Genomic DNA, 24,450 nt, shown 5'->3' on the forward strand with positions numbered 1-24,450 from the left:
TCTCGCGGACGACGCTGGCACCCCGCCCCACCCCACCGCACCGTGCCCTGCCGTCCCGAGGGCGAGCAGGGACTCAGGCCGCCCCGACCGTCGCCTCCTGCGCCGGCATCGGGTCCTCGGACGGGCTGTCGTCGGGCCGCCCGACCACCAGGGACCCGATCACGCAGACCCCGACGTTCACGGCGAGCCCGAGCAGCCCGCCCGGCACGCCGCCGAGGTCGTCGACGCCGGCGAGGGTGAGGCCGCCGGCGATCAGCGCGCCGGCGAGCATCCCCCAGAACGCCGGACCCGCCGCCATGCGCCGCCAGTACAGGCCGAGCATGAACACCGGGGCGAGCTGCACGATCAGCTCGAACTTGAGCACGAAGATGTCGTAGAGCGTGCCCGGCGGGTTCCAGGCGATCACGAGGAGGATCGCGACGGCGACGACTCCCGCGATCTTGCCGACGAGCACCTGGCGCTTCTCCGGCGCGGCCGGGTTGACGTGCCGGCCGTAGACGTCGCGGGCGACCACCGACGAGAACGCCAGCAGCGCCGAGTCGGCGGTCGACACGATGGCCGCCACGACCCCGCCGAACAGCAGGATCATCATGATGTAGAAGAAGACACCGAGCCCCGCGACCTCGTTGGCGATCATGCCGACGAGCTGCTCGGAGTCGTCCTCGGACAGGCCGGGGAAGAGCTGGGTACCGACGATGCCCACCACGAACACGACCGCGGTGGTGAGCAGCGGCATCCACGCCATCACAGCGAGGGAGCGCTTGAGCGTGCGCTCGCTGCGCGCCGCGTAGATGCGCTGGATCGCGTGCGGGTACACCGCGGCGCCCAACCCGATGAGGACGATCATCGACAGCCACTCCACGGAGTCGGCCGTGGCGGGCACCGCGACCTTCTCCGGGTCGGTGTCTGCCAAGGTCGCGGTCACACCCGTGACGTCGCCGCCGACGAGGTAGAGCGCCCCGAACAGCAATACCGCGACCCCGACGAGCAGCGCGATGCCCTGCATGACGTCGGTGAGCGCCACGGCGCGCATCCCGCCCGACCACGAGTAGATCAGCATGACGAGGACGAACGCGATGACGCCGACCTCGTAGGGGATCGTCGCGCCGGTCAGCCCGGAGATTCCTTGGCCCATCGCCACCAGCTGCTCGAGCAGGTAGTTGGCAAGGCCCCAGAGCATGAGCACGGCGGCCAGGATCGTCAGCTTGCCCTGGCCGAACCGGTGCCGAATCCAGTCGATGGGGGTGATGAAGCCCTCGCGCTTGGCGACGACGTAGAGCCGGGGCGCGAAGATCAGGTACGCCGCGATGACGGCGACCATGAACGGCACCGACTGCCACCACGTGAAGCCCGACCGGTACGCCTCGGGCGCGTAGCCCACGATGGAGTTGCCGCTGTACTGAGTCGCGTAGAGCGTGAAGAACAGCGCGACGAAGCCGAGGCCGCTCCCGGAGAGGTAGTAGCTGCGCGCCGAGCTCGACGTCGTGCCACGCCCGGCCCACCACCCGATGACCAACATGATCACGGCATAGGCGGAGAGGACGAGCACCCCGCTGGTGCCGGAGAACGTCAGTTCGTCCACGACTTCACCTCCTCGCGTGCGGCCGCTTCCTCAGCGGGCTCGGCGAGGTTCCAGTCGCGCAGGCAGGCCCAGCACGTCAGGGCGCTGAACGCCAGCGTCGCCGCGACGCTGATCAGCAGCCAGTAGGGCACCCCTCCGACGAGCGGGCGGATCGAGCCCGTCGGCAGGTACAGGGGCACACCCGCAATGATCACGACGGCCATGGCGATCCACAGCCGGGGACTGCGGATCGGCTCGCGCAGCGGCCGGGCCGGAGTCGGTGATCCCCCGGCGTGCGGCGCCGGGTCGGGCGCCGGATCGGGCGATGTGGAACGTCCTCGGTCCATCGGTCCTCCCGTCGTGGCTCCGGCGGTCAGCGGCTCCGACACCTCCTCGCTCTGTGTACAAGCTAAGAGGACGAACAGTCACAGACAAGACATCGGCCGGGACGAATCAGGGCACGCGGGCGTGCTTGTACACAAGCGTGGCGGCGTGTGTGGCGCCTGTGAGGCCGATGGTCAGCGGCGCGGCGCCGGGTCGTCGCCACGCCGGCTGTGCCGCCCGGGACGTCCGCCCGGCCGGTTCGCCGCCCCCGCATCCCACGCCGCATCCCCCGCCGCATCCCCCGCCGCATCCCTCGCTGCATCACGGAACGACAGCACCGGGTCGTGGCCCCGGGGACGACTCGGCACGACCCCGGTCGCCGCGTCGGGCGTTCGGGCCGGTCGCGGCGGGGTGGGGGTGGGAGACGGCAGCGGCGGCGGCGGGGCGGGCACGGGGACGGGCACACCGGGGACGGCCGACGTGCGCGGCACCGGCGTGTACCGCCCGGTGCCCGGCCCGGCGGAGCCGGCCGCACTCCTCGCCCCCGCCGGCACCGGGACGCCGGTCGGCGGGGACGACGGCACGGGACGGCGGGCGCCACCGACCGGGACCGGAGCGCCCCGCGGCGCCGGCCGCGACGACGGCGCGGGCGCCGCGCGGGGCGCCGGGGTGGAGGAGGGGCGTGGCTGGTCCGGACGGGATCGGTCGGGCCGGGGCTGGTCGGCACTGGCCCGTCCCGGGCGCGGCTGGTCGGTGCCGGTCTGTCCGGGGCGCGGCTGGTCGGTACGGGACTGCCCGGGGCGGGGCAGGACCGCGGCGACGCGGTCGGCGTGCCCCGAGGGCGGCGCGGCGCCGACGACCCGGCCGACGAGGGCGCGCAGCGACCCTGCGACAGCGCCGACGTCACCCCGTTCTCGACGTCGTTGGGGATCACCGGCGGGCGGGGGCCCTCGGCGGCACGACGGGCCGGGCGACGGGCCCCGCCGCCGCTGTTCGGCAGCAGCGAGAGCGACCGCCCCGCGGCGAGGTCCTCGACCCAGCCGAACGCGAGCACGCTGACGACGATCAGGACGACGGCGATCGCGAAGTGCTGGCCCTCGGACTCCCAGCCCAGGACGTCGCCGATCGAGGGCGAGACCGCGATGGCCACGTTGTGCCACAGGTAGATCGTGATCGCCCGGGCGTTGACGACGGTGACCAGGCGTCCGAGCAGCGGCACCCGCTCCAGCCACGCGACCGCCGGGTTGAACCGCAGCACGAGCAGCACCGCACCGAACGAGACCAGGGCCTGGGCGAAAGGGATGTCGTTGAGGTCGATGCCGATGTCGCCGGCGGGGTGGGTGAACGCCCAGGCCAGACCGCCCGCGACGAGGACGGCGGCGCCGCCCCAGGCGAGCAGGACGGGCAGCTTGCGCAGCGTGCCGTCGCGGTGGGCGAAGCCGAGCATCCAGCAGGCGGCGAAGGTGGCGCCGTCGACGAGCACGGGACCGATGGCACCCCACTCGCCCATCGGCGATCCGAGCACGGCGTCGAGGCCGACGACGAGCAGCGGCACCGAGAGCGCCAGCAGCGGGCGCCGTCGGAACACCCACAGCATCAGTGGCGTGAGCAGCACGAACCACAGGTAGGCGCGGATGTACCAGAGGCCGACGACCGCGTCGGAGCCCCAGTCACTGCCCGGCGGGTCGACCAGCGGGAAGACCCAGTACAGGAGGTCCGACCACACGAGCGGCGAGGTCACCGACCCGTCGGCGTCCTGCCCGGCCCAGCCGTGCCACAGCATCAGGGGCACGGCGAGCAGCCCGAAGAACCACAGCGGGGGCAGCAGGCGGCGCAGCCGGTGACCGATGACGTCGAGGGCCTCGCCGCGGCGCAGCGACTGCACCATGAGCGACCCGCCGAGGGCGAACATGACGCCCATCGACGGGAACACCATGCTCATCCAGCCGTCGCCGAACGCGTGGTAGGTCACGACGCGGATCAGCGCGATGGCGCGCAGCAGGTCGAGCCACCGTTCGCGGCCGCCGCCGGTGCGCGGGGCACGCGTCGCGGCGGGTTCCGCGGGCTCGGCGTCCGGCGCCGGCCCGCGCACGGCCGCCGGGGCGGGCAGGCGGTCGGCCGCGGGACGCGAGCGCCCGTCGTCGCCGAGGCGCGTGTCCGCCCGGGCCGGGGCCGCGGGCGCGAGGTGCTCGGCGACCGCGCCGGTGCGCTGCAGCTTCTGCCAGCGCACGCCCGCGCCGGTGAGCGCGCTGATCACGGCCTGGACCAGCACCACGTACATGAGCTGGCGGTACATGATCTGTTGCACCGGCAGGGCCCAGAGCGGGCCGAGCGGCTCGCCGTCCATCCGGAACGCGAGGACGCCGGCGATCAGCTGCAGCAGCAGCATCGAGCCCCAGAGCAGCAGCGCCACCGCCGGGTCGCCGAAGAGCAGCCCGTAGACGAAGAGCAGGTCGACCAGGGGCGCCGCCAGCGGCAGCGCGACGTGGAAGATCCCGATGTGGGCCAGCCCGAGGCGCCCCATGCGGCCCGAGGCGCCGCGTTCGCGCAGCGCGCGGCGGTGCTTCCAGAGCGCCTGCATGGTCCCGTAGCTCCAGCGGAACCGCTGGCGCCACAGCTGGCCCGCGGAGACCGGGGCCTCGGTCCAGGCCAGGGCGCGCTCGGCGTAGACGACGCGCCAGCCCGCGCGCCCGAGCGCGATCGTGAGGTCGGTGTCCTCGGCGAGGGTGTCCGAGGAGAGCCCGCCGACCTCCTGCACGGCCTCGCGCCGGAACGCGCCCGCCGCGCCGGGGATCGTCGAGATCGAGCCCCAGGTGTCCTGCACGCGCCGGTCGACGTTGAAGCCGACGACGTACTCGAGGTGCTGCATCCGCGGGATCAGGCGGTCGCGGTTGGCGATCTTGACGTTGCCGGCGACCGCGCCGATCGCGGGGTCGGCGAACGGCGCCACGAGCTGCGCCACCGTGTCCGGCTGGAAGATCGTGTCGCCGTCGATCATGACGATGAGGTCGTGCTTCGCGGCCGCCACGCCCCGGTTGAGCGCCGCGGACTTGCCCGCGTTGGCCTGGCGCACGACGCGCACCCGGGGCAGGGCGAGGTCCTCGAGAAGGTCGGCGGTGCCGTCGGTGGAGCCGTCGTCGACCACCACGACCTCGAGGGGGTGGTCGTTCGCGAGGATCGAGCGGACGGTCGCCTCGATGTTCTCGGACTCGTTGTAGGCGGGCACCACCACCGAGACGGGGTCGGTCACCGGCTCGCCCCACGAGAACGACGGGTCGCGACGACGCTTCGCGTGCCGGCGGGCCACCACCAGCATCACGACCAGCCGTGCGATCACCAGGCCGCCGACGCCGATCAGCGCGATCTTCATCAGGGTCACGACGCCCTGCGCGACGCCGACCGTGGCCAGCAGGCCCTGCCCCACCATGCGGTCGCGGGACGGCGCAGGCTGCCCGTGGGGGCCGAGGCCCGCGGCGTCGCTGACGGTGGCGAACCGGTAGCCCTGGGCCTGCAGCTGCGGGATCAGCCGGTCGAGGGCGGCGACGGTCTGCGCGCGGTCGCCGCCGGCGTCGTGCAGCAGCACCGTCGCGCCCGCGCCGTTCTGCGGGGTCGCGTTGCGGACGATCGCGTCGACGCCGGGGCGCTGCCAGTCCTCGCCGTCGACGTCGGTGAGCACCGTGACGTAGCCCTGACGGCCCGCGGCGAGCACCGTGCCGTAGCCCGGGTCGTCGAGGGCGTCCGAGGTCGACGAGAACGGCGGGCGGACGAGGTGGGTGGAGACGCCGGTCGCGCCGGCGATGGCCAGCTCGGTGTCGGCGATCTCGCGGTCGCGGCGCAGCTCGGACACGCCGGCGAGGTCGGGGTGCGTGAAGGTGTGGACGCCGATCTCGGAGCCCGACGCGACGACCCGCTGGGCCATGTCGGGGTGCCGGGCGACCATCGAGCCGACGACGAAGAACGTGCCGGGCACCCGGTGGCGCGCGAGCACCTCGAGGATCTCCGGGGTCCAGACGGGGTCGGGGCCGTCGTCGAACGTCAGGGCGACGGTGCGGTCGGGCAGTCGGCCCGAGCGCACGGGGTCGGTGCGGGCGTCGATGATCGGGCCGCCGGCGCTGATCGCCGCCGGCACGCTCTCGTGCCCCTCGGGCGCGCGGGCGTGCGCGTCGTTGCCGATGCTGGAGCTCACCAGGCCCGAGACCGTCAGGACGGTGAGCACCATCAGGACGAGGACGCCGGTCATCGTCCAGATGCCCCACCGGCGCTTCGGGGCCGTCGACCGCGTGCGCCTCCTGGTCACGATCCGTCACCTCCTCCCGCCCCGCCGCGACACGACCGTGTCCTGACCGTCACCTCGTCGTGCACAGGACGATATCCGGAGCGCGCAGACAGTCACGCGGCGTGGGAGCGCTACGGGCCCGATCCCCGCCGGTTCCGTGCCGGTCCGTGTCGCTCTGTCCCGTGGTGTCCGGTTCTTGCGAGCGCCCGCGGGGCCGCGTCGGCACGCGCGACGGCGTTCCCGCGCGGAGCAGGGCCCCGAGCGCCGCACGGGCCCGCGGGGCGCCCGCGCGGTCCGCTCCGTCGCGGGCGTCCGATCCGCCCGGGTCCGCGAGTCCGCGCGCAGGCGTCGGGACCGCGCACGGGACGACGGGACGGTGGCACAGCGTGATCATCCGGGTTCGGCGGAGCCCCTCGCCCACCCGTCGCTCTCCGCAACCGGCATCGCGACCACGACCCGACCCACGCTTGCGCGCGCGCCCCGTCGACGGACACCCCGGCCACCCGGGGTCGCGGGGGCTCGCGGCTGGTGCGCCGGCTGCTCGTGCTGGAGATCGTGACGGTCGTGCTCACCGCCGTGATCGCGGGCGGGGTGAGCGCGTGGAGCACCCGCCAGACGATCGAGCGCGACGCCGCGGACAAGGTCCTCGCGGTGTCCGTGGCGCTCGCCGCGTCGCCGGGGCTGGCGGACGCGGTCGCCACCCGGGACGTGCCGCGCATCCAGGCCGCCGCGGAGGCGACGCGCGCCGGCACCGGCGTCTCGTTCGTCACCGTCATGGACCCGGCCGGCACCCGCCTGAGCCACCCGGAGCCGGCGCGGATCGGCGAGACCTACCAGGGCACGTTCCTGCCCGCCGCCGGCGGCGCGACGCTCGTGGAGACGTTCCCCGGCACGCTCGGGCTGTCGGTGCGGGCGATCGTGCCGGTGCTCGGGGCGGACGGCACCGTCGTCGGGATGGTCGCGGCCGGTCAGCTGCGGGTGCAGGTGGCCGACCGGATCGCCCGGGAGCTCGCGGTGCTCGCGCTGGCGGCCGCGGTGGCGATCGCGCTGGGGTGGGGCTCGCCTGGCTCGCGGCGCGCCGCGTCAAGCGCGACACCCTCGGCCTCGAGCCGCACGAGATCACCGCCCTGCACCGCCACCACGAGGCCGTGATGGCCGCGATGCGCGAGGGCCTGCTGGTGCTCGACGCGGACTCCGGGCGGGTCGTGGTGCTCAACGCTGAGGCGGCCCGGCTGCTCGGGCTGCCCGCCACGCTCGCCCCCTCGCGCGCCGCCGGGCCGACGCTCGACGAGCTCGGCGTCGACCCCGCGCTGCGCGAACGGCTCGCCGACCGCTCCCCCGTCACCGACGAGACGATGCTCGTGGGCGAGCGGCTGCTGCTGGTCAACCGCGCGGACGTGGCCGGTCCGGCGCCCGACCTGGTCGTCACCCTGCGGGACCGCACCGAGCTGGAGGCGATGACGCGCGAGCTCGACGACGCCCGCTCGGTCACCCGCGCGCTGCGCTTCGCCGCCCACGAGCACGCGAACCACCTGCAGGCGGTGTCGACGCTCATCGAGCTCGGCGCCCAGGACGACGCCCGCGACCTGGCCCAGCGTTGGACCCGCGACCTCCTCGGCGCTGGCGACGGGGCCGGCGACGGGGACCTGCGCGACCGTCTCGCGGACCCCGCGCTCGCCGCGCTCGTGCTGGACAAGGCCACCGACGCCCGCGACCGGGGGCTCGCGCTGCGCATCGGGGAGGGCACCGCGCTCGACGCGGCCGACACCGGGGACGAGCAGGCCTCGACCGACCGCGTCACCGTCGTCGGCAACCTCCTCGACAACGCCCTGGACGCCGCGCTCGAGAGTGCCCACGACGGGCGGGGCGGCGGCGTGGTGGAGCTCGACCTGCACGTCGCGGACGGGGCGGTCGTCGTCCGGGTCGCCGACGACGGACCGGGCCTCGCCGACCCCGAGGCGGCGTTCACGCCGGGCTGGTCCACCAAGCACGCCGATGGGCGGGGACTCGGCCTCGCCCTCGTGCGCCGCGTCGTCGACCGGCGCGGCGGGAGCGTCGAGGTCGGGGCGGGCGAGGACGGGCGCGGCACCGTCTTCACCGTGCGGCTGCCGATCAGCCCACGGCCGGCTCAGGCGCCGGTCGACTCCCCCGCGGCCAGCCGGTAGCCGACGCCCCGGACCGTGACGACCGTGCCGGGGGCGTCGAGCTTGCCGCGCAACGCGGCGACGTGGACCTCGAGCGAGTGCAGGCCCTGCTCCCGCCCCGGGTCGTCGGGGGCGAGGCCCCAGACGTCGTCGAGCAGGTCGGCCCGGGTGACGACGGCGCCGTCGCGGCGGGCGAGGGCCGCGAGCAGGTCGAACTCCTTGCGCCGCAGCGTCACCTCGCGGCCCGAGACCTCGACGACGCGGCGCGACAGGTCGATGCGCACCGCCCCCGCCTCGATCACCGGGGCGACGACGTGTCCCGCGCTGCGGCGCAGCACGGCGTCCATGCGCGCGGTGAGCTCGTCGATGGCGAAGGGCTTGACGACGTAGTCGTCGGCCCCGCTGCGCAGCCCGAGCACCCGCGCCTGCTGGTGGCCCCGGGCGGTCACCGCGATGACCGGCACCGTCGACCGCGCCCGCAACCGGCGGCACACCTCGACGCCGTCGAGGTCGGGCAGGCCCATGTCGAGCAGCACGAGGTCGGGCGGATCGGCGGCGGCCTCCGGCCCGGTGACGGCCTCGAGCGCCGCCTTCCCGGTGCCGACGGCGGACACGCGGTACCCGGCGGCGCGCAGCGCTGCGGTGAGCGCGTCGCGGACCGGGGCGCTGTCCTCGACCAGCACGACCTTCACGCCCGCCTCGTTCCTCAACTCGTCCGCAACTCCGCGACGTTCGCGTCGCTGACGCCACACACGCGCCTTAGCCTCACCTGCCAGATGAGACGCACGCCACCCCCAGGGCAGAGGAGACGACGATGTCGACGCAGGCAGCGGACGCGGGGCCCGCGCCGGGCACCGGAGGGAGCTCCGGAGGCTCCCGGCGGCGCGGGGTCTGGACCCAGCTGTGGTTCTGGGTGGTGGTGGGCATCACGGCAGGCGTCGTGGTCGGCCTCGTCGCGCCCGACTTCGCCTCGGACCTGAAGTTCCTGCCCGACATCTTCATCCAGCTGATCAAGATGATCACGGCGCCGGTCATCTTCTGCACCGTGATCGTCGGCATCGCCTCGATCGGCAGCCTCGCCGCCGCCGGCGGGATCGCGGCGCGGGCGCTGGCGTACTTCCTGCTCATGACGCTGGTCGCGCTGGGGCTCGGGCTCCTCGTGGTCAACATCGTCAAGCCGGGCGCGGGCTTCCCGCCGATCCCGCCCGACCCCTCGACGCTCGCCGAGGCGCAGGCCGACATCGCCGAGGGCGGCGACGAGGGCGGTGCGATCGGGTTCATCACGAACACGCTGCTGCCCGACAGCTTCGTCGGCCCGTTCGTCGAGAACGAGATCCTGCGCGTCCTGGTGCTGGCGATCCTCGTGGCCGCGGCGACGTCGATGCTCGCGCCGGCGCTGCGCAAGCGCGTCGTCGGCGGCATCGACCTGTTCGCCAAGGTCATCTTCGGCATGATCCGCCTGATCATGTTCCTCGCGCCCCTCGCGGCGTTCGGCGGGATCGCCTACACCGTCGGCGCGCTCGGCGGCGAGAGCCTCGGCAACCTGGCAGCCCTGATGGTCACCTTCTGGGGCACGTGTCTGATCTTCGTGGTCGTCGTGCTCGGCGGTGTCTCCGCGTACTCCGGGTTCAACATCTTCAAGCTGATCCGGATGATCAAGGACGAGATCCTCATCATCGTCGGCACGTCCTCGTCGGAGACGGTGCTGCCGCGCCTGCTGGCCAAGCTGGAGTCGGCCGGGGCGTCGCGCTCGACGGTCAGCATGGTGCTGCCCACCGGGTACTCGTTCAACCTCGACGGCACGTGCATCTACCTGACGATGGCGGCGCTGTTCATCGCCCAGGCCGGCGGGCAGGACCTGCCCTGGGGCGTCCAGATCGGCCTCGTCGCGCTGATGCTGCTGACGTCCAAGGGCGCCGCGGGCGTCTCCGGCGCGGGCCTGGTGACCCTCGCGGCCTCGCTGCAGGCGTTCGGCGGTGACTTCTACACCGTCGAGTCCATCGCGATCGGCATCGCGATCATCGCCGGCATCGACCGCATCATGAGCGAGGGTCGCGCGCTGACGAACGTCATCGGCAACACCGTCGCCGTCATGGTCATCTCGGGGTGGAACGGCGACCGCGACGACGAGCGCTTCCAGGCCGCGCTCGACAATCCTGACCTCGTGCGCGACGCCATCGAGCAGAAGACCCACCGGGGCGACGACGAGATCGAGGAGACCCCGGCCGACCGGACCCCGGCCACCGCGGGCGCCTCGGCCTGACGCCACTCCCGAAGACACGAACGCGCCGTTCGCTGCTTCTATCGCAGCGAACGGTGCGTTCGTTCGTTCACGGGTGACCGCCGGAGCGCATCTCCTCGGCGCGGCGGGCTAGTACGTCGGCAGCGTGGTGTCGACCTGCTGCGCCCAGCCGGTGACCCCGCCGCCGACGTGGACGGCGTTGGAGAACCCGGCCTTGTGCAGCGCCGAGAGGGCCTCGGCGGAGCGGACGCCCGACTTGCAGTACAGGATCGTCTGGCGGTCCTGGGGGATCTCGGCGAAGGCCTCGCCCGAGAGGATCTTGTCCTTCGGGATCAGCTTGGCGCCGGGGATCTTCACGATCTCCCACTCGTGCGGCTCACGGACGTCGATGAGCTCGAACTTGTCGCCCGCGTCCATCTTCTCCTTGAGCTCGGGCGCGGTGATCGTGTTGCCGACCGCCGCCGTCTGGGCCTCGTCGGAGACGGTGCCGCAGAAGGCCTCGTAGTCGATCAGCTCGGTGATCTCCGCGGCGTTCGGGTCGCGACGGATCTTCACCTCGCGGTACTCCATGTCGAGCGCGTCGTAGATCTTCAGACGGCCGAGCAGGGTGTCGCCGATGCCGGTGATCAGCTTGATCGCCTCGGTGACCATGATCGAACCGATCGACGCGCAGAGCACGCCCAGCACGCCGCCCTCGGCGCACGACGGGACCATGCCCGGCGGCGGGGGCTCGGGGTAGAGGTGCCGGTAGTTCAGGCCCTGGCCGTTCGGCGCGTCCTCCCAGAAGACCGAGACCTGGCCCTCGAAGCGGAAGATCGAGCCCCAGACGTAGGGCTTGCCGAGCAGCACGGCCGCGTCGTTGACGAGGTAGCGCGTGGCGAAGTTGTCGGTGCCGTCGAGGATCAGGTCGTAGTCGCGGAAGATGTCCAGCGCGTTCGACGAGTCCAGCGGGACCTCGTGGAGGTTCACCGTGACGAGCGGGTTGATCTCGGCGACCGACTCCTTGGCCGACTGCGCCTTGGGCTTGCCGATGTCGGACTGCCCGTGGATCACCTGGCGCTGCAGGTTGGACTCGTCGACGACGTCGAAGTCGACGACACCGAGGGTGCCCACGCCGGCGGCGGCCAGGTAGAGCAGCGCCGGGCTGCCCAGGCCGCCCGCACCGACGACGAGCACCTTGGCGTTCTTCAGGCGCTTCTGACCCTCGACGCCGACGTCGGGGATGATCAGGTGGCGGCTGTACCGGGCGACCTCGTCCTTGGTCAGCTCCGCGGCCGGCTCCACCAGGGGCGGCAGGGATGCCATGACGGCCCTCAACTCCTGTCGGTTCGATGCTCAGGTCCTCACGACGCACAACCGTCGCGGCCCCCGGGATTGTTCCTGACCGGCGCTCGGGCCGACGGTCAGCCGGCCGGGGCGACGGCGCCCTGCGGGTACGGCCACGCGTTGGGCTGACACGTCTTCCCGTCGCGCGGGATCTGCGTGCCCTGCGGGTTCTCCTCGGTGAGCTGCGCGAGGTAGTCGTTCGCCGTGCCGAAGCTCTGCTGCATCATCACCGGCGCGAGGGCGCCGTTGACGGGGCAGGGCACGTGCGGGTTGTTGAAGACGTGCCCGACCTCGTGGTTGATCGCGTACTGGCGGTAGAGGCCGAGCTGCCCGTCGAACGCGCCGGCGCCACGCACCCAGCGCGCGCCGTTGATGAGCACGCGCCCGATGTCGGACTTCCAGCACGACGCCTCGTACCGGATCGCATATCCGCACTGGCTGCGCGCGGTCATCTGCGCCGACAGGCTGACACGGAAGTCGGGGTCCCCGGTGTCGATGCGCCGCACGGCGATCTGGCCCGAGCCGACCCAGCTCCGCGGGTCGGTGAGCGTGGCGTCGACGGCGGTGGCGAAGGCCTGGTCGCCCTCGGGGAGGACGGCGCCGTCCTCGACCTCGACGGTGTAGGTGTAGACGCGACCCGTGCCGGCCTGCGGCGTGGTGCCCGGGATGACGTGCCACGTGCCGGAGCCCGTCACCGGGAACGCGCCGCCCGCGGGCAGCTCCGCGGTGGGGATGTCGACGTTCTGACCGGCACCGGGCGGGGCCTCGCCCACCACCGGCGCGGCCGTCGGGGGCGCGAGCAACGGCGACGCCGACCCGGCGTCCCCGTCGGGGGACACGGCCTCGATGACGGCCAGCACGGTGAGCACCACGAGCGCCGGGACCACCCACGTCCGCCAGGACCGCAGCACCGAGATGGACGGGCCGGAGCGCGCACGTCCACGCGCCGGAGCGCGTCCGGAGCGGCTCCCGGATCCCGCGCGTTCGCGCACCGCGGTGGCCGTGGGGCCCTCCGCGCGGCCTCGCGCGCCGCGACCGTCACCCGAGTACGGGAGGTCGGGCGAGGAGTCGGCCGACGCGTCCTCCCCGCCGGCAGGGCGCCGCGCCGGCCGGGTCACACCGGAACTGTCCCACACGGGGTGGGGTGGGACCGCCCGACGCCCGGGTGGACGAGATCGTCATCTGTCCGGGTGGCGGGCCCGGCGGCCGCGGATACCGCCGCCGGCCACGACCCGTCCGCCGCGCCGTCGAACAGCCCGAGCACGGCCCTCGCGACGATCTCGGGACGCTCGATCTGGGCGACGTGACCCACACCGGACAGGCGCAGCAGGCGCCCGGCCGGCAGCGTCGCGGCGGTGCGGGCGGCGCGTCCCACGCCGACGAGACGGTCGAGCTCGCCCCACACCACCAGCGTCGGCGCCGTGACCTGCGCGGCAGCAGCCCAGAGCGAGCGCGACCGCGGCGCGAACCAGGTGCCCACCAGCCCCAGGAACGAGCGGTGCAGCGCCTCGGGCGCCCACGCGAGCTCCGCGCGCTCCTCCGCCTCCGCGGCGGCCATGGCGAAGGCGTGCGGACCGACCGCCTCCGGGTCGGCGTGGCAGAGCGCCATGGTGTGCGCGAGCCGGTCGCGGGGCGTGCGCGCCGCCTGCTCGGCCCGGGCGCGTCCCCCGAGCAGGGGCAGCAGCGCCAGCGCCGCGCGCCTCCCGCCGAGGCGTGAGGGCAGCGGGCGCAGGTCGGGCATGGCCGGGCTGACGAGGGTCAGCGTGCGCACGAGGTCGGGTCGCGCGGCGGCGACCAGCAGCGACACCGCACCGCCGAGCGAGTTGCCGAGCAGGTGCACGGGCCCGGACCCCTGCCGGCGACGGTCCTCGAGGGACGCGATGACGGTGTCCGCGTGCGCCGCGGGCCGGTAGTCGCCCGTCGACGGCGGGCGCGTGCGCCCGAAGCCGGGCAGGTCGACGGCGTACCCGTGGCAGCGGCTCGAGAGGGCGGCGGCGAGCTCGGTCCAGTTGTTCGACGAGCCCCCGAGGCCGTGGACGTAGACGGCGGTCTCGCCCGTCCCGGCGGGGCCCGGCGTCTCACGGACGTGCAGCGTCACCCCGCCGACCTCGACCTCCCGGCCCGGCCAGTACGGCGTCGGGGCCGCGGGGGTGCCGATCGGCCCGAGCGCGGCGGGGTCGGCGAGGGGGACCGGTCCGGTGGACGGCACGGAGCGGCGGACGATCACGCACACCATCATGCGGTGTCCTCGCGGCGACGTCATCGTGACCCGCACGTGAACGGCGGACGACGGGCACGGCCGGGGCTCCCGATGCGTCGCTGGCGTGGCGCAACGCCACACGATCGTCACCCGATGGGTAGGGTCGTGCCTTCGGGGCGGCCGACACACACGAGCCGCCGAGGCGGTCGAGTGGGGGACTGGGATGAACGGGCGCGCGAGCCTTCCGGGGGCGAGTCCCGGGTCCGCCGCGGGTCGCCCGCGCATGACGCGTTCCGCGCGGCGTGCCCAGCTGCTCGACGCCGCGCGCGAGGTGTTCGGCGCCCACGGCTACCACGCGGCGGCGATGGACGAGATCGCCGAGCGCGCGGGGGTCAGCAAGCCGGTGCTCTACCAGCACTTCCCCGGCAAGCTCGACCTCTACCGCGCCCTCGTGCAGGGCGCCGCGGACGACATGGTGCGCACGGTGCGCGCCGCGATCCGCTCGACCACGGACAACAAGGCGCGCGTCCAGGCCACGATCCAGGCCTACTTCGACGTCGTGTCGTCGCGCGACGGCGCGATGCGCCTGGTGTTCGAGACCGACACCCGGGCGACGCCCGAGATCGCCGGGCTCGTGGACCGCGCGACGTCGGACTGCATCGACGCGGTCACCGAGGCCGTCACCAACGACGCGGGCCTCGAGCCCGAGCGCGCCCGCCTGCTCGCCGTCGGGCTGGTGGGCCTGTCCACCACCGCTGCGCGCTACTGGCTCGACGCCGGCCTGCAGCCGCCCCGCGAGGACGCGATCACCCTGATGTCCCAGCTCGCGTGGCGCGGCATCGGCGGCTTCCCCCGTCAGGAGGGGTGATCATCGGGGCCCTGGCGACCAGCGCCCCGACGACCCCCTGACTAGCTCCCTACACCGAAGCCCACGCGACGGCCCTCCGACGGCGCGATCTCCACGTAGGCGATCCGGGCCGCGGGGATGACGTACCGGCGGCCCTTGTCGTCGGAGAGCACGAGGGTGCCGCCGTTCGAGGCGAGCGCCTCGTCGACGAGCCCCTGCACCTCGTCGGGCGTCTGGTCGCTCGCGACCACCAGCTCGCGCGGGCTCTCCGCCACGCCGATCTTGACCTCCACGCGTTCCTCCACCTCGGACGTCATTGGTGCCCGCGCGAGGCTAGTCCACCGCCGGGCCGGGGGTCGGGTCCTACAGCCCGAGCGCGTGCAGCCGCTTGGAGTGGCGCGACTTCAGCGCCTTGAACACCACCTGGCGCGACGTCCCACCGAGCAGCGCCGTCGCCGCCTCCGGATGGGCGTCGAGCACCTCGGCGGCCGCCGCGAGGGTCTCCCCCAGCAGCCGGCGACCCCACAGGGCCAGGTGACCGCGGGTCTGCTCGTCGGCGACGAGGTCGACGACGGCGTGCTCCGCGAACGCGTCGAACCCGCTCTCCCCCGCGGCCTCGCGTCCGGCGTCCGGGCCCCGGAGGAGCTCGGCGGCCTCGTCGCCCCCACGCCCGTCGTCGGGGACCGCGCCCGTCGCGGCGACGAGGTCGACGGCCAGCGTGCGACCCACGTAGGCGCCGACGAGCGCCTCCCCCAGTTCCGCGGGGCGGTCCGGGCCGCGAAGGCGTCGAGCACGGCCGCGAACGGCGCCATCGCCGCGACGAGGTCCACGCCCCGGTCGGTCAGGTGGGCGCGCACGCGCTCGACGTGCGCCATCTCCGCGGCCGCGAGGGCCGCCATCTCGGCGCGCCCGGTGAGGTCGGGGGCGAGCGCGGCGTCGGCCGCGAGGCGGGTGAAGGCGGTCAGCGCGCCGTACGCGACGGCTCCGAGCAGGTCGACGGGTGGGGCGGCGGGGGCGCTCTCGGGGTGCTGTCGACAGCCCCCGTGGCGGTGGTGGCGGGGCGGCCGCGCTCGGGCTCGGTCACGGCGCTCCACCCTAGGGCCCGGCGCCCGGGACCGGCGGTGACGCGGGCCTCCCGGGGCGGCGGGTAGCATGGGTACGTCCCGCGGTGGCACGCACCGTCGCCGACCTCCCGGTCGCCGTCATGTCCCGCGGAACGCACCCGAGCGTGCGGGCGCCTCAGCCGGCTCTCCCGCGTCCGGCGATGTGGGGTCACGCTCCGACGATGGAGCGGGCCCGTGCACCACCCCGTGCACCGTCGCCGCCCCGACGTGGTCGAGCCAGCCGGCCCGCCTCGTGCGCACGAGCCGCGAGGAAGGCAGACCCCTGACCACCGTCACGACCGACACCCGATCCGAGTCCGAAGGCCACGACGCCGACGAGGAGCCGGCCGTCGAGCCGCTCAAGGCCGACGCCCCCGTCGCCGAGGACTCCCCCACCTTCGCCGACCTCGGCGTCGACCCCGCGATCGTCGCGGCCCTCGGCCGCGCCGGGATCGTGCGCACGTTCGCCATCCAGGAGCTCACGCTGCCGCTGGCGCTCGCCGGCGACGACCTCATCGGCCAGGCGCGCACCGGCACCGGCAAGACCCTCGGCTTCGGCGTCCCGCTGCTGCAGCGCTTCGGCCGCCCCACCGAGGACGGCACGCCGCGCGTCCTGGTGGTCGTCCCCACCCGCGAGCTGTGCGTGCAGGTCGCCAAGGACATCGAGGCCGCGGGCGCCGACCTCGGCACCCGCGTCCTCTCGATCTACGGCGGGCGCCCCTACGAGAGCCAGATCGCGGCCCTGCAGCGCGGCGTCGACCTGGTGGTCGGCACCCCGGGCCGCCTGCTCGACCTCGCCCAGCAGGGACACCTCGTGCTGGCGAAGATCGGCGGGCTCGTCCTCGACGAGGCCGACGAGATGCTCGACCTGGGCTTCCTGCCCGACGTCGAGCGCATCCTCGGCATGCTGCCCGACCAGCGCCAGACGATGCTGTTCTCGGCCACCATGCCGGGGCCGATCATCACGCTGTCGCGCACGTTCCTGACGCAGCCGACGCACATCCGCGCCGAGCAGGTCGACTCCTCGGCCATCGGCGAGAAGACCGCGCAGTACGTCTACCGCGCCCACGCGCTCGACAAGGTCGAGATGCTGGCCCGCACGCTGCAGGCCACCGACCGCGGTCCGACGATGGTGTTCACCCGCACCAAGCGCACCGCCAGCAAGGTCTCCGAGGAGCTCGCCGAGCGCGGCTTCGCCGTCGGCGCCGTCCACGGCGACCTCGGCCAGGGCGCCCGCGAGCACGCGCTCAAGGCGTTCCGCGACGGGCGCATCGACGTGCTGGTCTGCACCGACGTCGCCGCCCGCGGCATCGACGTCACGGGCGTCACGCACGTCATCAACTACCAGTGCCCGGACGACGCCAAGACCTACATCCACCGCATCGGCCGCACCGGTCGCGCCGGTCTCACGGGCATCGCGGTGACGCTGGTCGACTGGGACGACCTCCCCAAGTGGAAGCTCATCTCGGACGACCTGGCGCTCGGCGCGCCCGAGCCGCCGGAGACGTACTCGAACTCGCCGCACCTCTACGCCGACATGGGCATCCCCGAGGGTGCGACCGGGCGCGTCGCCCGTCGTCGTCGCCCCGCCGAGGAGGAGGCCGAGGACGGCCCCCAGCGCGAGACGCGCGAGAGCCGCGGCGGGCGCGAGCGTTCCGCGGGCCGGTCGCGCGGGCGTCCCCGCGGCGGTGAGGGCGGCGACGCCAGCCGCGGTACCGGCGAGGACGCCGAGGGCAGCGAGGAGCAGGGCCCCGGGCGGGGCGGGCGCCGCTCGCGGTCGCGCACGCGGCGCCGTGCCGGCGAGGTCGTCGCGGGGTCCGAGGGCGCCGAGGGTGGCGCCCCGGCCGAGAACGCCGCCGACACCGACAGCGGCACCGACCACGGCACCGACGCCGTCTCCGAGCGCACCGAGGAGGCGTCGGACGAGGACCGTCCGCGCCGCCGGCGCCGTCGCGGCGGGCGGGGCTCCGGCTCCCGCTCGGGTGGCGGCTCGGGCAACGGCTCGGGTGCCGAGGAGACCGCCGGCGAGTCGGCGTCCGCCGCCGCCACCAGCGAGTAGGCCCGGCGCGCGGTGAGCTCGCCGACGTCGTCGCGGACGTCAGGGCCGGCATCCGGTCCCACGACCGACCGGGCGGATCCACCGGACCCGCCCGGTCGACGCCGGCTGCCCCCGCCCGAGCGGCGGCGGCGCGGCGACCTCGTGGCCGTCGCGTTCCTGGCGGTCGCGGCCGTCGTCGGCACGCTGCTCGTCCTGGCGTCCGGTGACGCCGGCGACACCGAGGCCCGCGTGGCCCCGGTGCCGCTCGCGCCGGCGCCCGACGGGCCGGTGCCGACCGCGCTCACCGAGGCGTGGCGTGCGGAGAGCCCGGCGACGCCGGCACCGCTCGCCATCGGTCCGGCCGTCATCACCGCGGGCCCCGACGGCGTCGCCGGCCTCGACCCGGCGACGGGCCGCGAGGCGTGGCGCTACTCCGCCCCGAGGCGCCCTGCACCGTGGGGTCGGGCTTCGGCGACGTGCTCGCGGTCTTCCGCACCGACGGCGCGCTGGGCACCTGGTGCTCCGACGTCGCCGCCCTCGACCCGGCGAACGGGGCCCGCGGGCCGTCCCGCAACGCCGACCTGCGCGAGGGCACCCGCCTGCTCGCCGACCGCGACCACGTCACCGGCACGGGCGCCGACCACGTCGAGACCTGGCGCTCCGACCTGGTGCTGACCACCGAGGTCGGCCGCGTCGCCACGCCCGTCCAGCCCCCCGACGCCCAGCCGCGGGCCGACTGCACCAACGGCTCGATCGCGGTCGGCGGCGGCACCGTCGGCATGATCCAGCGCTGCCCCGGCGACGACTCCGACCGCCTGACCGTGGTCGACGCCGACCCCTCCAGCTCCGAGAAGCCCGAGGAGCGCTCCAGCACGCTGCTCGGCGTGCGCGGCGCCCGGCTCGTCGCGCTGACCGACCAGCGCGCCGCCTGGGCCGGCCCGGACGGCACCCTGCACGTCGTCGGCACCTCGCCCGACACCGCCGACCTCGTCGGCACGGTCGACATCCTCGGTCCCGCCGCGGGGCCGACCACCGACCCGCCGGACCTGGCCGCGACCGTCCGACCCGTCGGCCCGGTGCTGCTCTGGTGGACCGGCAGCGCGACGGTCGCGCTCGACTCCGGCGACCTGCGACCGCGGTGGACCGTGCCCGGGGCGCTGGGTGCGGGCGCGGCCTGGCCGGGTAGCGCCCCGGCCGCCGTCGCCCTCGTGCCCGTCCCCGAGGGCCTGGCCGTGCTGGACGCGGCCACCGGGGCCCCGCGCGGCCCGACGATCCCCGTCGCCCGCGGCCTGCCGGCCGGTACGCCGGTCGCGGTGGCCGCCACGGGCACCACGGTGGTCGAGCTGCGCGGCACCACGGTCGTCGCGCTGCGCCCGCCGGGCTGAGGGGGCCGGAGGGGCGGGCCGGATGGGCGGGCCCGATGGGGTCGCCGACACGCCCCGGACCGGCCCCGGATGCGGCAGAGTGACGTGGGTGGGCCGCCCCGAGACCCCTGACACCGCCCGGCCGGCCGGCGCCGCGGCGGACGGGGTCGCGCCGCACCGCCCGCCCGACGCCTCCCCGGCGCTGCCCCCCGCCCGCGGGACGGCCCAGCGCCACCCGCACGGGGCCCGGACGGTCACCGTCGACTCCGCCCTCGGACCCCTGACGGCCTGGCGCGCCGACGCCGACGAGTCCGCCGCGGTCGAGGGCCCGCCCGCGACTGCGGTGCTGCTGCCCGGGTACTCGGGCTCGAAGGAGGACTTCGCGCCCCTGGTCGACGCGATCGCCGCCGCCGGGATCGGGGTGCTGGCCCTCGACCTGCCGGGCCAGTACGAGTCGCCCGGCCCCGACACCGAGGCCGACTACCGCCCGGGGGCGCTCGGGCCGGTGGTGGCCGGGGTCGTCGCCGACGAGGCCGCGGCCGGGCGGCGGGTGCTGCTGCTCGGGCACTCCTTCGGCGGGCTCGTCGCGCGCGCCGCCGTGCTGGCCGGGGCACCGGTGCACGGCCTGACCCTCATGGACTCCGGGCCCGGCGAGCTGCCGATGGGCGGGCGGCGCACCCAGCTCGACGTCCTCGAACCCGTCCTGCGCCGCCGCGGCATCGATGCGGTCGTGGCGCTGCGCGACGCGTCGGGCGAGTGGTCGTCGACCGATCCCGAGGTCGTGGCCCTGCTGCGCGAGCGCCTGCGCCGCTCGGCGGTCGCGGGCCTGCTCGGCATGGGCGACGCGCTGCGCTCCGAGCCCGACCGCACCGCCGAGCTCGTCGCCGCCGTCCGCGCCCGGCGGGTGCCGTGCCTGATCGTCTGCGGGATCGACGACGACGCCTGGCCGGTCAGCATGCAGCGCACCATGGCCGACCGCCTCGAGGCCGAGTTCGCGAGCATCCCCCACGCCGCGCACGCCCCGAACGTCGAGAACCCCACCGCCCTGCTCGACGTCCTCGTCCCCACGTGGCGCACCTGGCTCCGGGACGACATGCTCGGGTAGTGCGCTCCGACGACGGCTACTTCGGTCCCGGCAGCGTCACCTGGCGCGTGCTCGCCGACCCGGCCGCGGGCCCCGGCGGCATCTCGTCGCTGTTCATGCAGGCCCTGCACCCGCTCGCGATGGCCGGGGTCGAGCAGCACTCCGACTTCCACGACGCCTTCTGGCCGCGGCTGCAGCGCACCGCGGAGTACGTCATGACGGTGACGTTCGCCGACCGCGCGAAGGTCGACGGGGCCGCCGCCCGGGTGCGCGCCGCCCACGAGTGGGTCCGGGGCACCGACCCGGTCACCGGTCGCCACTACGCCGCCGGCGACCCCGACCTGCTGCGCTGGGTGCACGTCACCGAGGTCAGCGCGTTCCTCGAGGCGGTGCGCCGCGCCGGCGCCCCGATCAGCGACGCCGAGGCCGACGAGTACTACCGCGAGCAGGTCGTCGCGGCCGAGCTGCTCGGCGCCGTCGACGTCCCCGCGAGCTGCGCGGACGTGGCCGACTACGTCGCCGACGTCCGCCGCACCGACCTGGTCGCGTCGTCCACCAGCCGCGCCGCCGCGCTGCGCCTGCTGCTGCCGCCGATGTCGCTGCGCACGACGTTCACCACCCCGGCCCGCCCGGCCTGGACCGCGCTCGCGGCCCTCGGCTTCGCCCTCCAGCCGCGCTGGGCACGCAGCCTGCACGGCGTCCCCACCCTGCCGACCACGGACCTCGCCGCGACGCTGACGCTGCGCGCCCTGCGCACCACCGTGCTCGCCCTGCCCGAGGACTGGCGCCGTGGACCGGTCGCGCGCGAGGCGCTGGCCCGCGAGCGCGAGGCGTTGTCCGAGGCGTCCTGAGTCAGGCCCACCAGGAGGTGGTCAGCACCACCAGGAGGATCACCGGGACCGCCGCCGCGGCGGCGAGGGCGGGCCCGGACGGCGTGCGCCGGTGGGCGGCGACGGCCGTGGCGCCGATCGCGAGCACGGCGGCGACCACGTGGCCGGTCACGGTGTCGGCGCCCGCTCCCGGGCCGCCGAGGAGGTACGGCGCGGCGATGACCGCGAGCGCGAGCACCACGAGACCGCCCGCGAGGACCCGGGCGACGGCCACGAGGCGACGGCGGGGTCGGGCGAGCCGGTCGCGGCGGTAGGCGCGCGGCATGCCGCTGGTGGGGAAGCCCCGGTGCCGGGGAACCCCGACGGCGGGGTGGGGCGCCCGGTCGGGCGGGGTCGCTGCGCGCCGCGGCCCGGCGTCGGCCCGGCGGCGGCGCCCCCGTGCGGCGGGGTCGGGTCGTCGTGCTCGCTGTCGTGCCGGGCCCAGCCCTGCGGCGGTGTGGGGCGCCAGGGGCCCCAGGCGCCGTCGGGGTCCGGCTCGGGCGCGGCGGCGCGGCTCACGGTGCGAGCCCCGCCCACGCGGGCTCGGCCGGGGCGGCGGCGCGGCCCTCGGGGCAGTGTCGGCGCACGTCGCAGGAGCCGCAGCGGGGACCCGGTGCGGGCGGGAAGAGGCTCTCGGCGAGGCGCGGGTCCTCGTCGAGGGCGTCCGCGGCGGCGCCGAGCGCGACGGCACCGGCCTCGGCGCGGGCCCGGTGCGCGGCCAGGGACTCCTCGTCGTGGTCGACGCCCGCGACGGTCCCGCTGGGCAGGTGGTGCAGCTCGACACGGCGGCACGGGCGCCGCAGGGTCCGGCGGGCGGCGAGCACGTAGAGGGCCAGCGCCGGCGACCGGCGCGCGTCGTCGGCGTCGGGCACCCGCCGGCCGGTCTTGTAGTCGACGACCACCACCTCGCCGTCGCGCTCGTCGAGACGGTCGGCGCGGCCCTCGGCCACCATCGCCCCGACCGGCGCGCTGAGCCAGCGCTCGAGGCCGACGGTCTCCCCCATCGGCTCCGGGGCGCCGTCGACGGCGTGGCGCTCGACGTAGTCGGCGACCCAGGTGCGGGCGCGCTCGCGGTGGGCGGCGGCCTGGGTGTCGTCGCGGAACCCCTCGGACGACCACTGGCGGTCGACCTCGGCGGCCGCCCGGGCGGGGCTGCGCCGCGCGGCCGGCGCGCCGTACACCGCCTGCAGGGCGTTGTGCACGACGGCGCCGAGCGTGCTCGCCGCCCGGGGACCGCCGCGCGGGAGCGGGGGACGGTCCAGGTAGGTCAGGCGGTACCGCCGCCGACAGTCCTCCCAGGTGGCGAGGCGCGACGGGGTCACGCGCACCAGGCGGGCGGGCATGCCCTCCAGACCCAGCTGCATGCTCATCGCCGTCCACCCTAGGTGGCGGGAGGTCGTCGGTCGGCGAGGACCTCGACGCCTTTCGCACGCTCGATGATCTTCTCGAACTCCGCCGGCGCGGTCGTCTCGCCCGCGATCGGCGTGTTCGTCTTGTTCGTACCGTGGTAGTCGCTCGAGCCGGTGACGATCAGCCCGGTCTCGGCCGCGAGCGCTCCGAGGGTCGCCCGGTCCTCGGGACCGTGGTCGGGGTGGTCGATCTCGATCCCGTCCAGACCTGCGGCGGCGAGGTCCAGGATCACGGAGGACTCGACGATCGGCCCCTTCTTCCGGGCGAAGGGGTGCGCGAACACCGCGACACCGCCGGCGGCGCGGATCATCGCGATGGCCGTGGCCATCGGGGTGTTGTACTTCTCGACGTAGTACGGGCCGTCCTTGCGCAGGGGGCCGGCGAACGCCTCGGACACCGACTCCACGACCCCGGCCGCGACGAGCGCCTGCCCGATGTGCGGCCGGCCGGCGGGCGAGTCCGCGGGCAGCCGCGCCAGCAGGGCCTCGCCGTCGACCGGCAGGCCGCCGGCGGCCATGCGCTCCCCCATGGCCCGCACGCGGTCCCGTCGCGATGCACGCACCCGCTCCTGCTCCGCGACGATCGCGGGGTCCTCGGGGTCGAACAGGTAGCCCAGCAGGTGGGCGGTGACCTCCCCGCCCCGCCCGTCCGGGCTCACGGTGGAGAACTCCGCGCCGCGCACCAGCGTCATGCCCGACGGCCTCGCGGCGGTGGCCTCGGCCCACCCGCCGGTGGTGTCGTGGTCGGTCAGCGCCAGCACGGTGACGCCCGCGCCGGCGGCCGTCGCGAGCAGCTCGGTGGGGGTCTCGGTGCCGTCGGAGACCGTGGAGTGGGTGTGGAGATCGATCACCACCCCAGTATCGGCGCCGGTCTCAGCGCCGGCGGCCCCGCGCCCCACCGAACCCGGACCCCGGGAGCGTGTACGAGCGGGTCTGGCGCTTGTCGCCGAACACCAGCTCGGAGATCGCCTCGTAGACCTCTTCGGGGTCGGGCAGGTAGTGGATCTGGTTGAGCGCCTGGATCTGGCCTGCCGACTCGATGACCATCGTCCCGTAGCCGAGCAGGCGCCCGTTGAACGTCCGGATGAAGCTGAGGTCGGTGACCTTGGTCAGCGGCATCATGCCGACGTTGTGGGTGAAGATCCCCTTGGTCAGCATCACCCGCTTGTCGGTGACGACGACCTTCTCGACCCACCACTCGCTGACCTTGTAGCTCGACTTCAGCAGCACGAGCAGCGCGCCGTACCAGAACAGGTTGTCCAGCACGACGTTCTGCGGGAGGAACGCGGCGCCGAGCGCGAGCAGCACGAACAGGATGACGGCCTGCAGCACCTCGCCGACGATGACCGCCCAGTGACGCCGGAAACGGATCACCCGCCGTTCGGTCGGCAGGACGTACTCGTCGACCTCGCGGGGTGCCAGCACGACGGCCTCCGGACCTAGAACAACGCTTGGATGAAGGCGACCACGGATGCGGCCGCATCACCCAGGATAGTGAGGATGTTCAGCACGAGGTCGGCGGAATTCTGCGGCTGCGAGATGACGAAGAAGAGTGCGAACGCGACACCCACGATGATGCCGATCTTCTTCGCGTTCACCAGGTTCCCTCGCGGTGCTCGGTCGACGGTCGTGCGTCGGCAGTATGGGCCGGTCCGGGCGCGGA

The 24,450-nt window shown here is 75.0% G+C and carries 21 protein-coding genes and 1 pseudogene; 8 read left to right on the plus strand and 14 right to left on the minus strand.

Annotated elements, in window-relative coordinates; translation table 11 throughout:
* Positions 1-73: 73 nt before the first annotated feature.
* The 3 genes from ACQPYN_RS25560 to ACQPYN_RS25570 form a co-directional block, all read right to left on the minus strand.
* The gene (locus ACQPYN_RS25560) at positions 74-1,582 is read right to left on the minus strand and encodes a sodium:solute symporter family protein (protein WP_433029132.1); all 1,509 of its coding nucleotides are present in this window, start codon (positions 1,580-1,582) and stop codon (positions 74-76) included.
* Positions 1,570-1,908, minus strand: a complete 339-nt coding sequence (locus ACQPYN_RS25565) for a hypothetical protein (RefSeq protein ID WP_433029134.1) — start codon at positions 1,906-1,908, stop codon at positions 1,570-1,572. The genes ACQPYN_RS25560 and ACQPYN_RS25565 overlap by 13 nt, the downstream gene beginning before the upstream one ends.
* A 62-nt stretch (positions 1,909-1,970) precedes the next feature.
* Positions 1,971-6,182: a glycosyltransferase gene (locus ACQPYN_RS25570; protein ID WP_433029136.1), complete on the minus strand. Its 4,212-nt coding sequence runs from the start codon at positions 6,180-6,182 to the stop codon at positions 1,971-1,973.
* Positions 6,183-6,689: 507 nt separating this feature from the next.
* On the opposite strand from ACQPYN_RS25570, the gene ACQPYN_RS25575 reads away from it, so the two are divergent.
* A complete protein-coding gene (locus ACQPYN_RS25575) occupies positions 6,690-7,313 on the plus strand; it encodes a hypothetical protein (RefSeq protein ID WP_433029138.1) in 624 nt (207 codons plus the stop codon).
* Complete coding sequence (locus ACQPYN_RS25580; protein ID WP_433029140.1) at positions 7,214-8,326, plus strand: sensor histidine kinase; 1,113 nt, start codon at positions 7,214-7,216, stop codon at positions 8,324-8,326. Before ACQPYN_RS25575 ends, ACQPYN_RS25580 begins: the two co-directional genes overlap by 100 nt.
* Here the strand turns inward: ACQPYN_RS25580 and ACQPYN_RS25585 are convergent.
* Positions 8,290-8,997: a response regulator transcription factor gene (locus ACQPYN_RS25585; RefSeq protein WP_433029142.1), complete on the minus strand. Its 708-nt coding sequence runs from the start codon at positions 8,995-8,997 to the stop codon at positions 8,290-8,292. The genes ACQPYN_RS25580 and ACQPYN_RS25585 overlap by 37 nt on opposite strands.
* A 122-nt stretch (positions 8,998-9,119) precedes the next feature.
* Between ACQPYN_RS25585 and ACQPYN_RS25590 the strand changes: the two genes are divergently transcribed.
* Complete coding sequence (locus ACQPYN_RS25590; RefSeq protein WP_433029144.1) at positions 9,120-10,568, plus strand: cation:dicarboxylate symporter family transporter; 1,449 nt, start codon at positions 9,120-9,122, stop codon at positions 10,566-10,568.
* A 108-nt stretch (positions 10,569-10,676) separates the two neighbouring features.
* On the opposite strand, the gene moeZ is transcribed toward ACQPYN_RS25590, so the two are convergent.
* From moeZ to ACQPYN_RS25605, 3 genes are all read right to left on the minus strand, one after another.
* Positions 10,677-11,852 (minus strand): adenylyltransferase/sulfurtransferase MoeZ, encoded by a 1,176-nt coding sequence (gene moeZ, locus ACQPYN_RS25595; protein WP_433029146.1) that lies wholly within the window; start codon positions 11,850-11,852, stop codon positions 10,677-10,679.
* A gap of 98 nt (positions 11,853-11,950) precedes the next feature.
* Positions 11,951-12,784, minus strand: a complete 834-nt coding sequence (locus ACQPYN_RS25600) for a DUF3152 domain-containing protein (RefSeq protein ID WP_433029148.1) — start codon at positions 12,782-12,784, stop codon at positions 11,951-11,953.
* Positions 12,785-12,987: 203 nt separating this feature from the next.
* Positions 12,988-14,109: an alpha/beta fold hydrolase gene (locus tag ACQPYN_RS25605; protein ID WP_433039037.1), complete on the minus strand. Its 1,122-nt coding sequence runs from the start codon at positions 14,107-14,109 to the stop codon at positions 12,988-12,990.
* Positions 14,110-14,356: 247 nt separating this feature from the next.
* Between ACQPYN_RS25605 and ACQPYN_RS25610 the strand changes: the two genes are divergently transcribed.
* Positions 14,357-14,941 carry a TetR/AcrR family transcriptional regulator gene (locus ACQPYN_RS25610; RefSeq protein ID WP_274193861.1) on the plus strand — a complete coding sequence of 195 codons (585 nt, stop codon included), beginning with the start codon at positions 14,357-14,359 and terminating at the stop codon, positions 14,939-14,941.
* A 41-nt stretch (positions 14,942-14,982) separates the two neighbouring features.
* Here ACQPYN_RS25610 and ACQPYN_RS25615 read toward each other — a convergent pair whose 3' ends face one another.
* Positions 14,983-15,213, minus strand: a complete 231-nt coding sequence (locus ACQPYN_RS25615) for a DUF3107 domain-containing protein (protein ID WP_433039039.1) — start codon at positions 15,211-15,213, stop codon at positions 14,983-14,985.
* Between the two features lie 70 nt (positions 15,214-15,283).
* Positions 15,284-16,074 (minus strand): annotated as a pseudogene (locus ACQPYN_RS25620) (ferritin-like fold-containing protein).
* A gap of 202 nt (positions 16,075-16,276) precedes the next feature.
* On the opposite strand from ACQPYN_RS25620, the gene ACQPYN_RS25625 reads away from it, so the two are divergent.
* The 4 genes from ACQPYN_RS25625 (at position 16,277) to ACQPYN_RS25640 (ending at position 21,360) form a co-directional block, all read left to right on the plus strand.
* Positions 16,277-18,082 carry a DEAD/DEAH box helicase gene (locus ACQPYN_RS25625; protein ID WP_433029150.1) on the plus strand — a complete coding sequence of 602 codons (1,806 nt, stop codon included), beginning with the start codon at positions 16,277-16,279 and terminating at the stop codon, positions 18,080-18,082.
* 401 nt (positions 18,083-18,483) lie between these two features.
* Positions 18,484-19,446, plus strand: a complete 963-nt coding sequence (locus ACQPYN_RS25630) for an Rv3212 family protein (protein WP_433029152.1) — start codon at positions 18,484-18,486, stop codon at positions 19,444-19,446.
* An 88-nt stretch (positions 19,447-19,534) separates the two neighbouring features.
* Positions 19,535-20,530 (plus strand): alpha/beta fold hydrolase, encoded by a 996-nt coding sequence (locus tag ACQPYN_RS25635; RefSeq protein WP_433029154.1) that lies wholly within the window; start codon positions 19,535-19,537, stop codon positions 20,528-20,530.
* On the plus strand, positions 20,530-21,360 hold the full coding sequence (locus tag ACQPYN_RS25640) for an oxygenase MpaB family protein (RefSeq protein ID WP_433029156.1): 831 nt from the start codon (positions 20,530-20,532) through the stop codon (positions 21,358-21,360). Before ACQPYN_RS25635 ends, ACQPYN_RS25640 begins: the two co-directional genes overlap by 1 nt.
* A 1-nt stretch (position 21,361) precedes the next feature.
* On the opposite strand, the gene ACQPYN_RS25645 is transcribed toward ACQPYN_RS25640, so the two are convergent.
* The 5 genes from ACQPYN_RS25645 to ACQPYN_RS25665 all read right to left on the minus strand — a co-directional run bounded on the left by ACQPYN_RS25645 (position 21,362) and on the right by ACQPYN_RS25665 (position 24,385).
* Positions 21,362-21,664, minus strand: a complete 303-nt coding sequence (locus tag ACQPYN_RS25645; protein WP_433029158.1) for a hypothetical protein — start codon at positions 21,662-21,664, stop codon at positions 21,362-21,364.
* 229 nt (positions 21,665-21,893) lie between these two features.
* The gene (locus ACQPYN_RS25650; RefSeq protein WP_433029160.1) at positions 21,894-22,748 is read right to left on the minus strand and encodes a RecB family exonuclease; all 855 of its coding nucleotides are present in this window, start codon (positions 22,746-22,748) and stop codon (positions 21,894-21,896) included.
* Positions 22,749-22,759: 11 nt separating this feature from the next.
* The gene (locus ACQPYN_RS25655; RefSeq protein ID WP_433029162.1) at positions 22,760-23,638 is read right to left on the minus strand and encodes a PHP domain-containing protein; all 879 of its coding nucleotides are present in this window, start codon (positions 23,636-23,638) and stop codon (positions 22,760-22,762) included.
* A gap of 22 nt (positions 23,639-23,660) precedes the next feature.
* The gene (locus ACQPYN_RS25660) at positions 23,661-24,212 is read right to left on the minus strand and encodes a PH domain-containing protein (protein ID WP_274188211.1); all 552 of its coding nucleotides are present in this window, start codon (positions 24,210-24,212) and stop codon (positions 23,661-23,663) included.
* A 14-nt stretch (positions 24,213-24,226) separates the two neighbouring features.
* A complete protein-coding gene (locus ACQPYN_RS25665) occupies positions 24,227-24,385 on the minus strand; it encodes a hypothetical protein (protein WP_274188210.1) in 159 nt (52 codons plus the stop codon).
* Between the last annotated feature and the right edge of the window lie 65 nt (positions 24,386-24,450).

The sequence above is a fragment of the Actinomycetospora sp. CA-053990 genome, assembly GCF_050948445.1.
Lineage (GTDB): Bacteria > Actinomycetota > Actinomycetes > Mycobacteriales > Pseudonocardiaceae > Actinomycetospora > Actinomycetospora callitridis.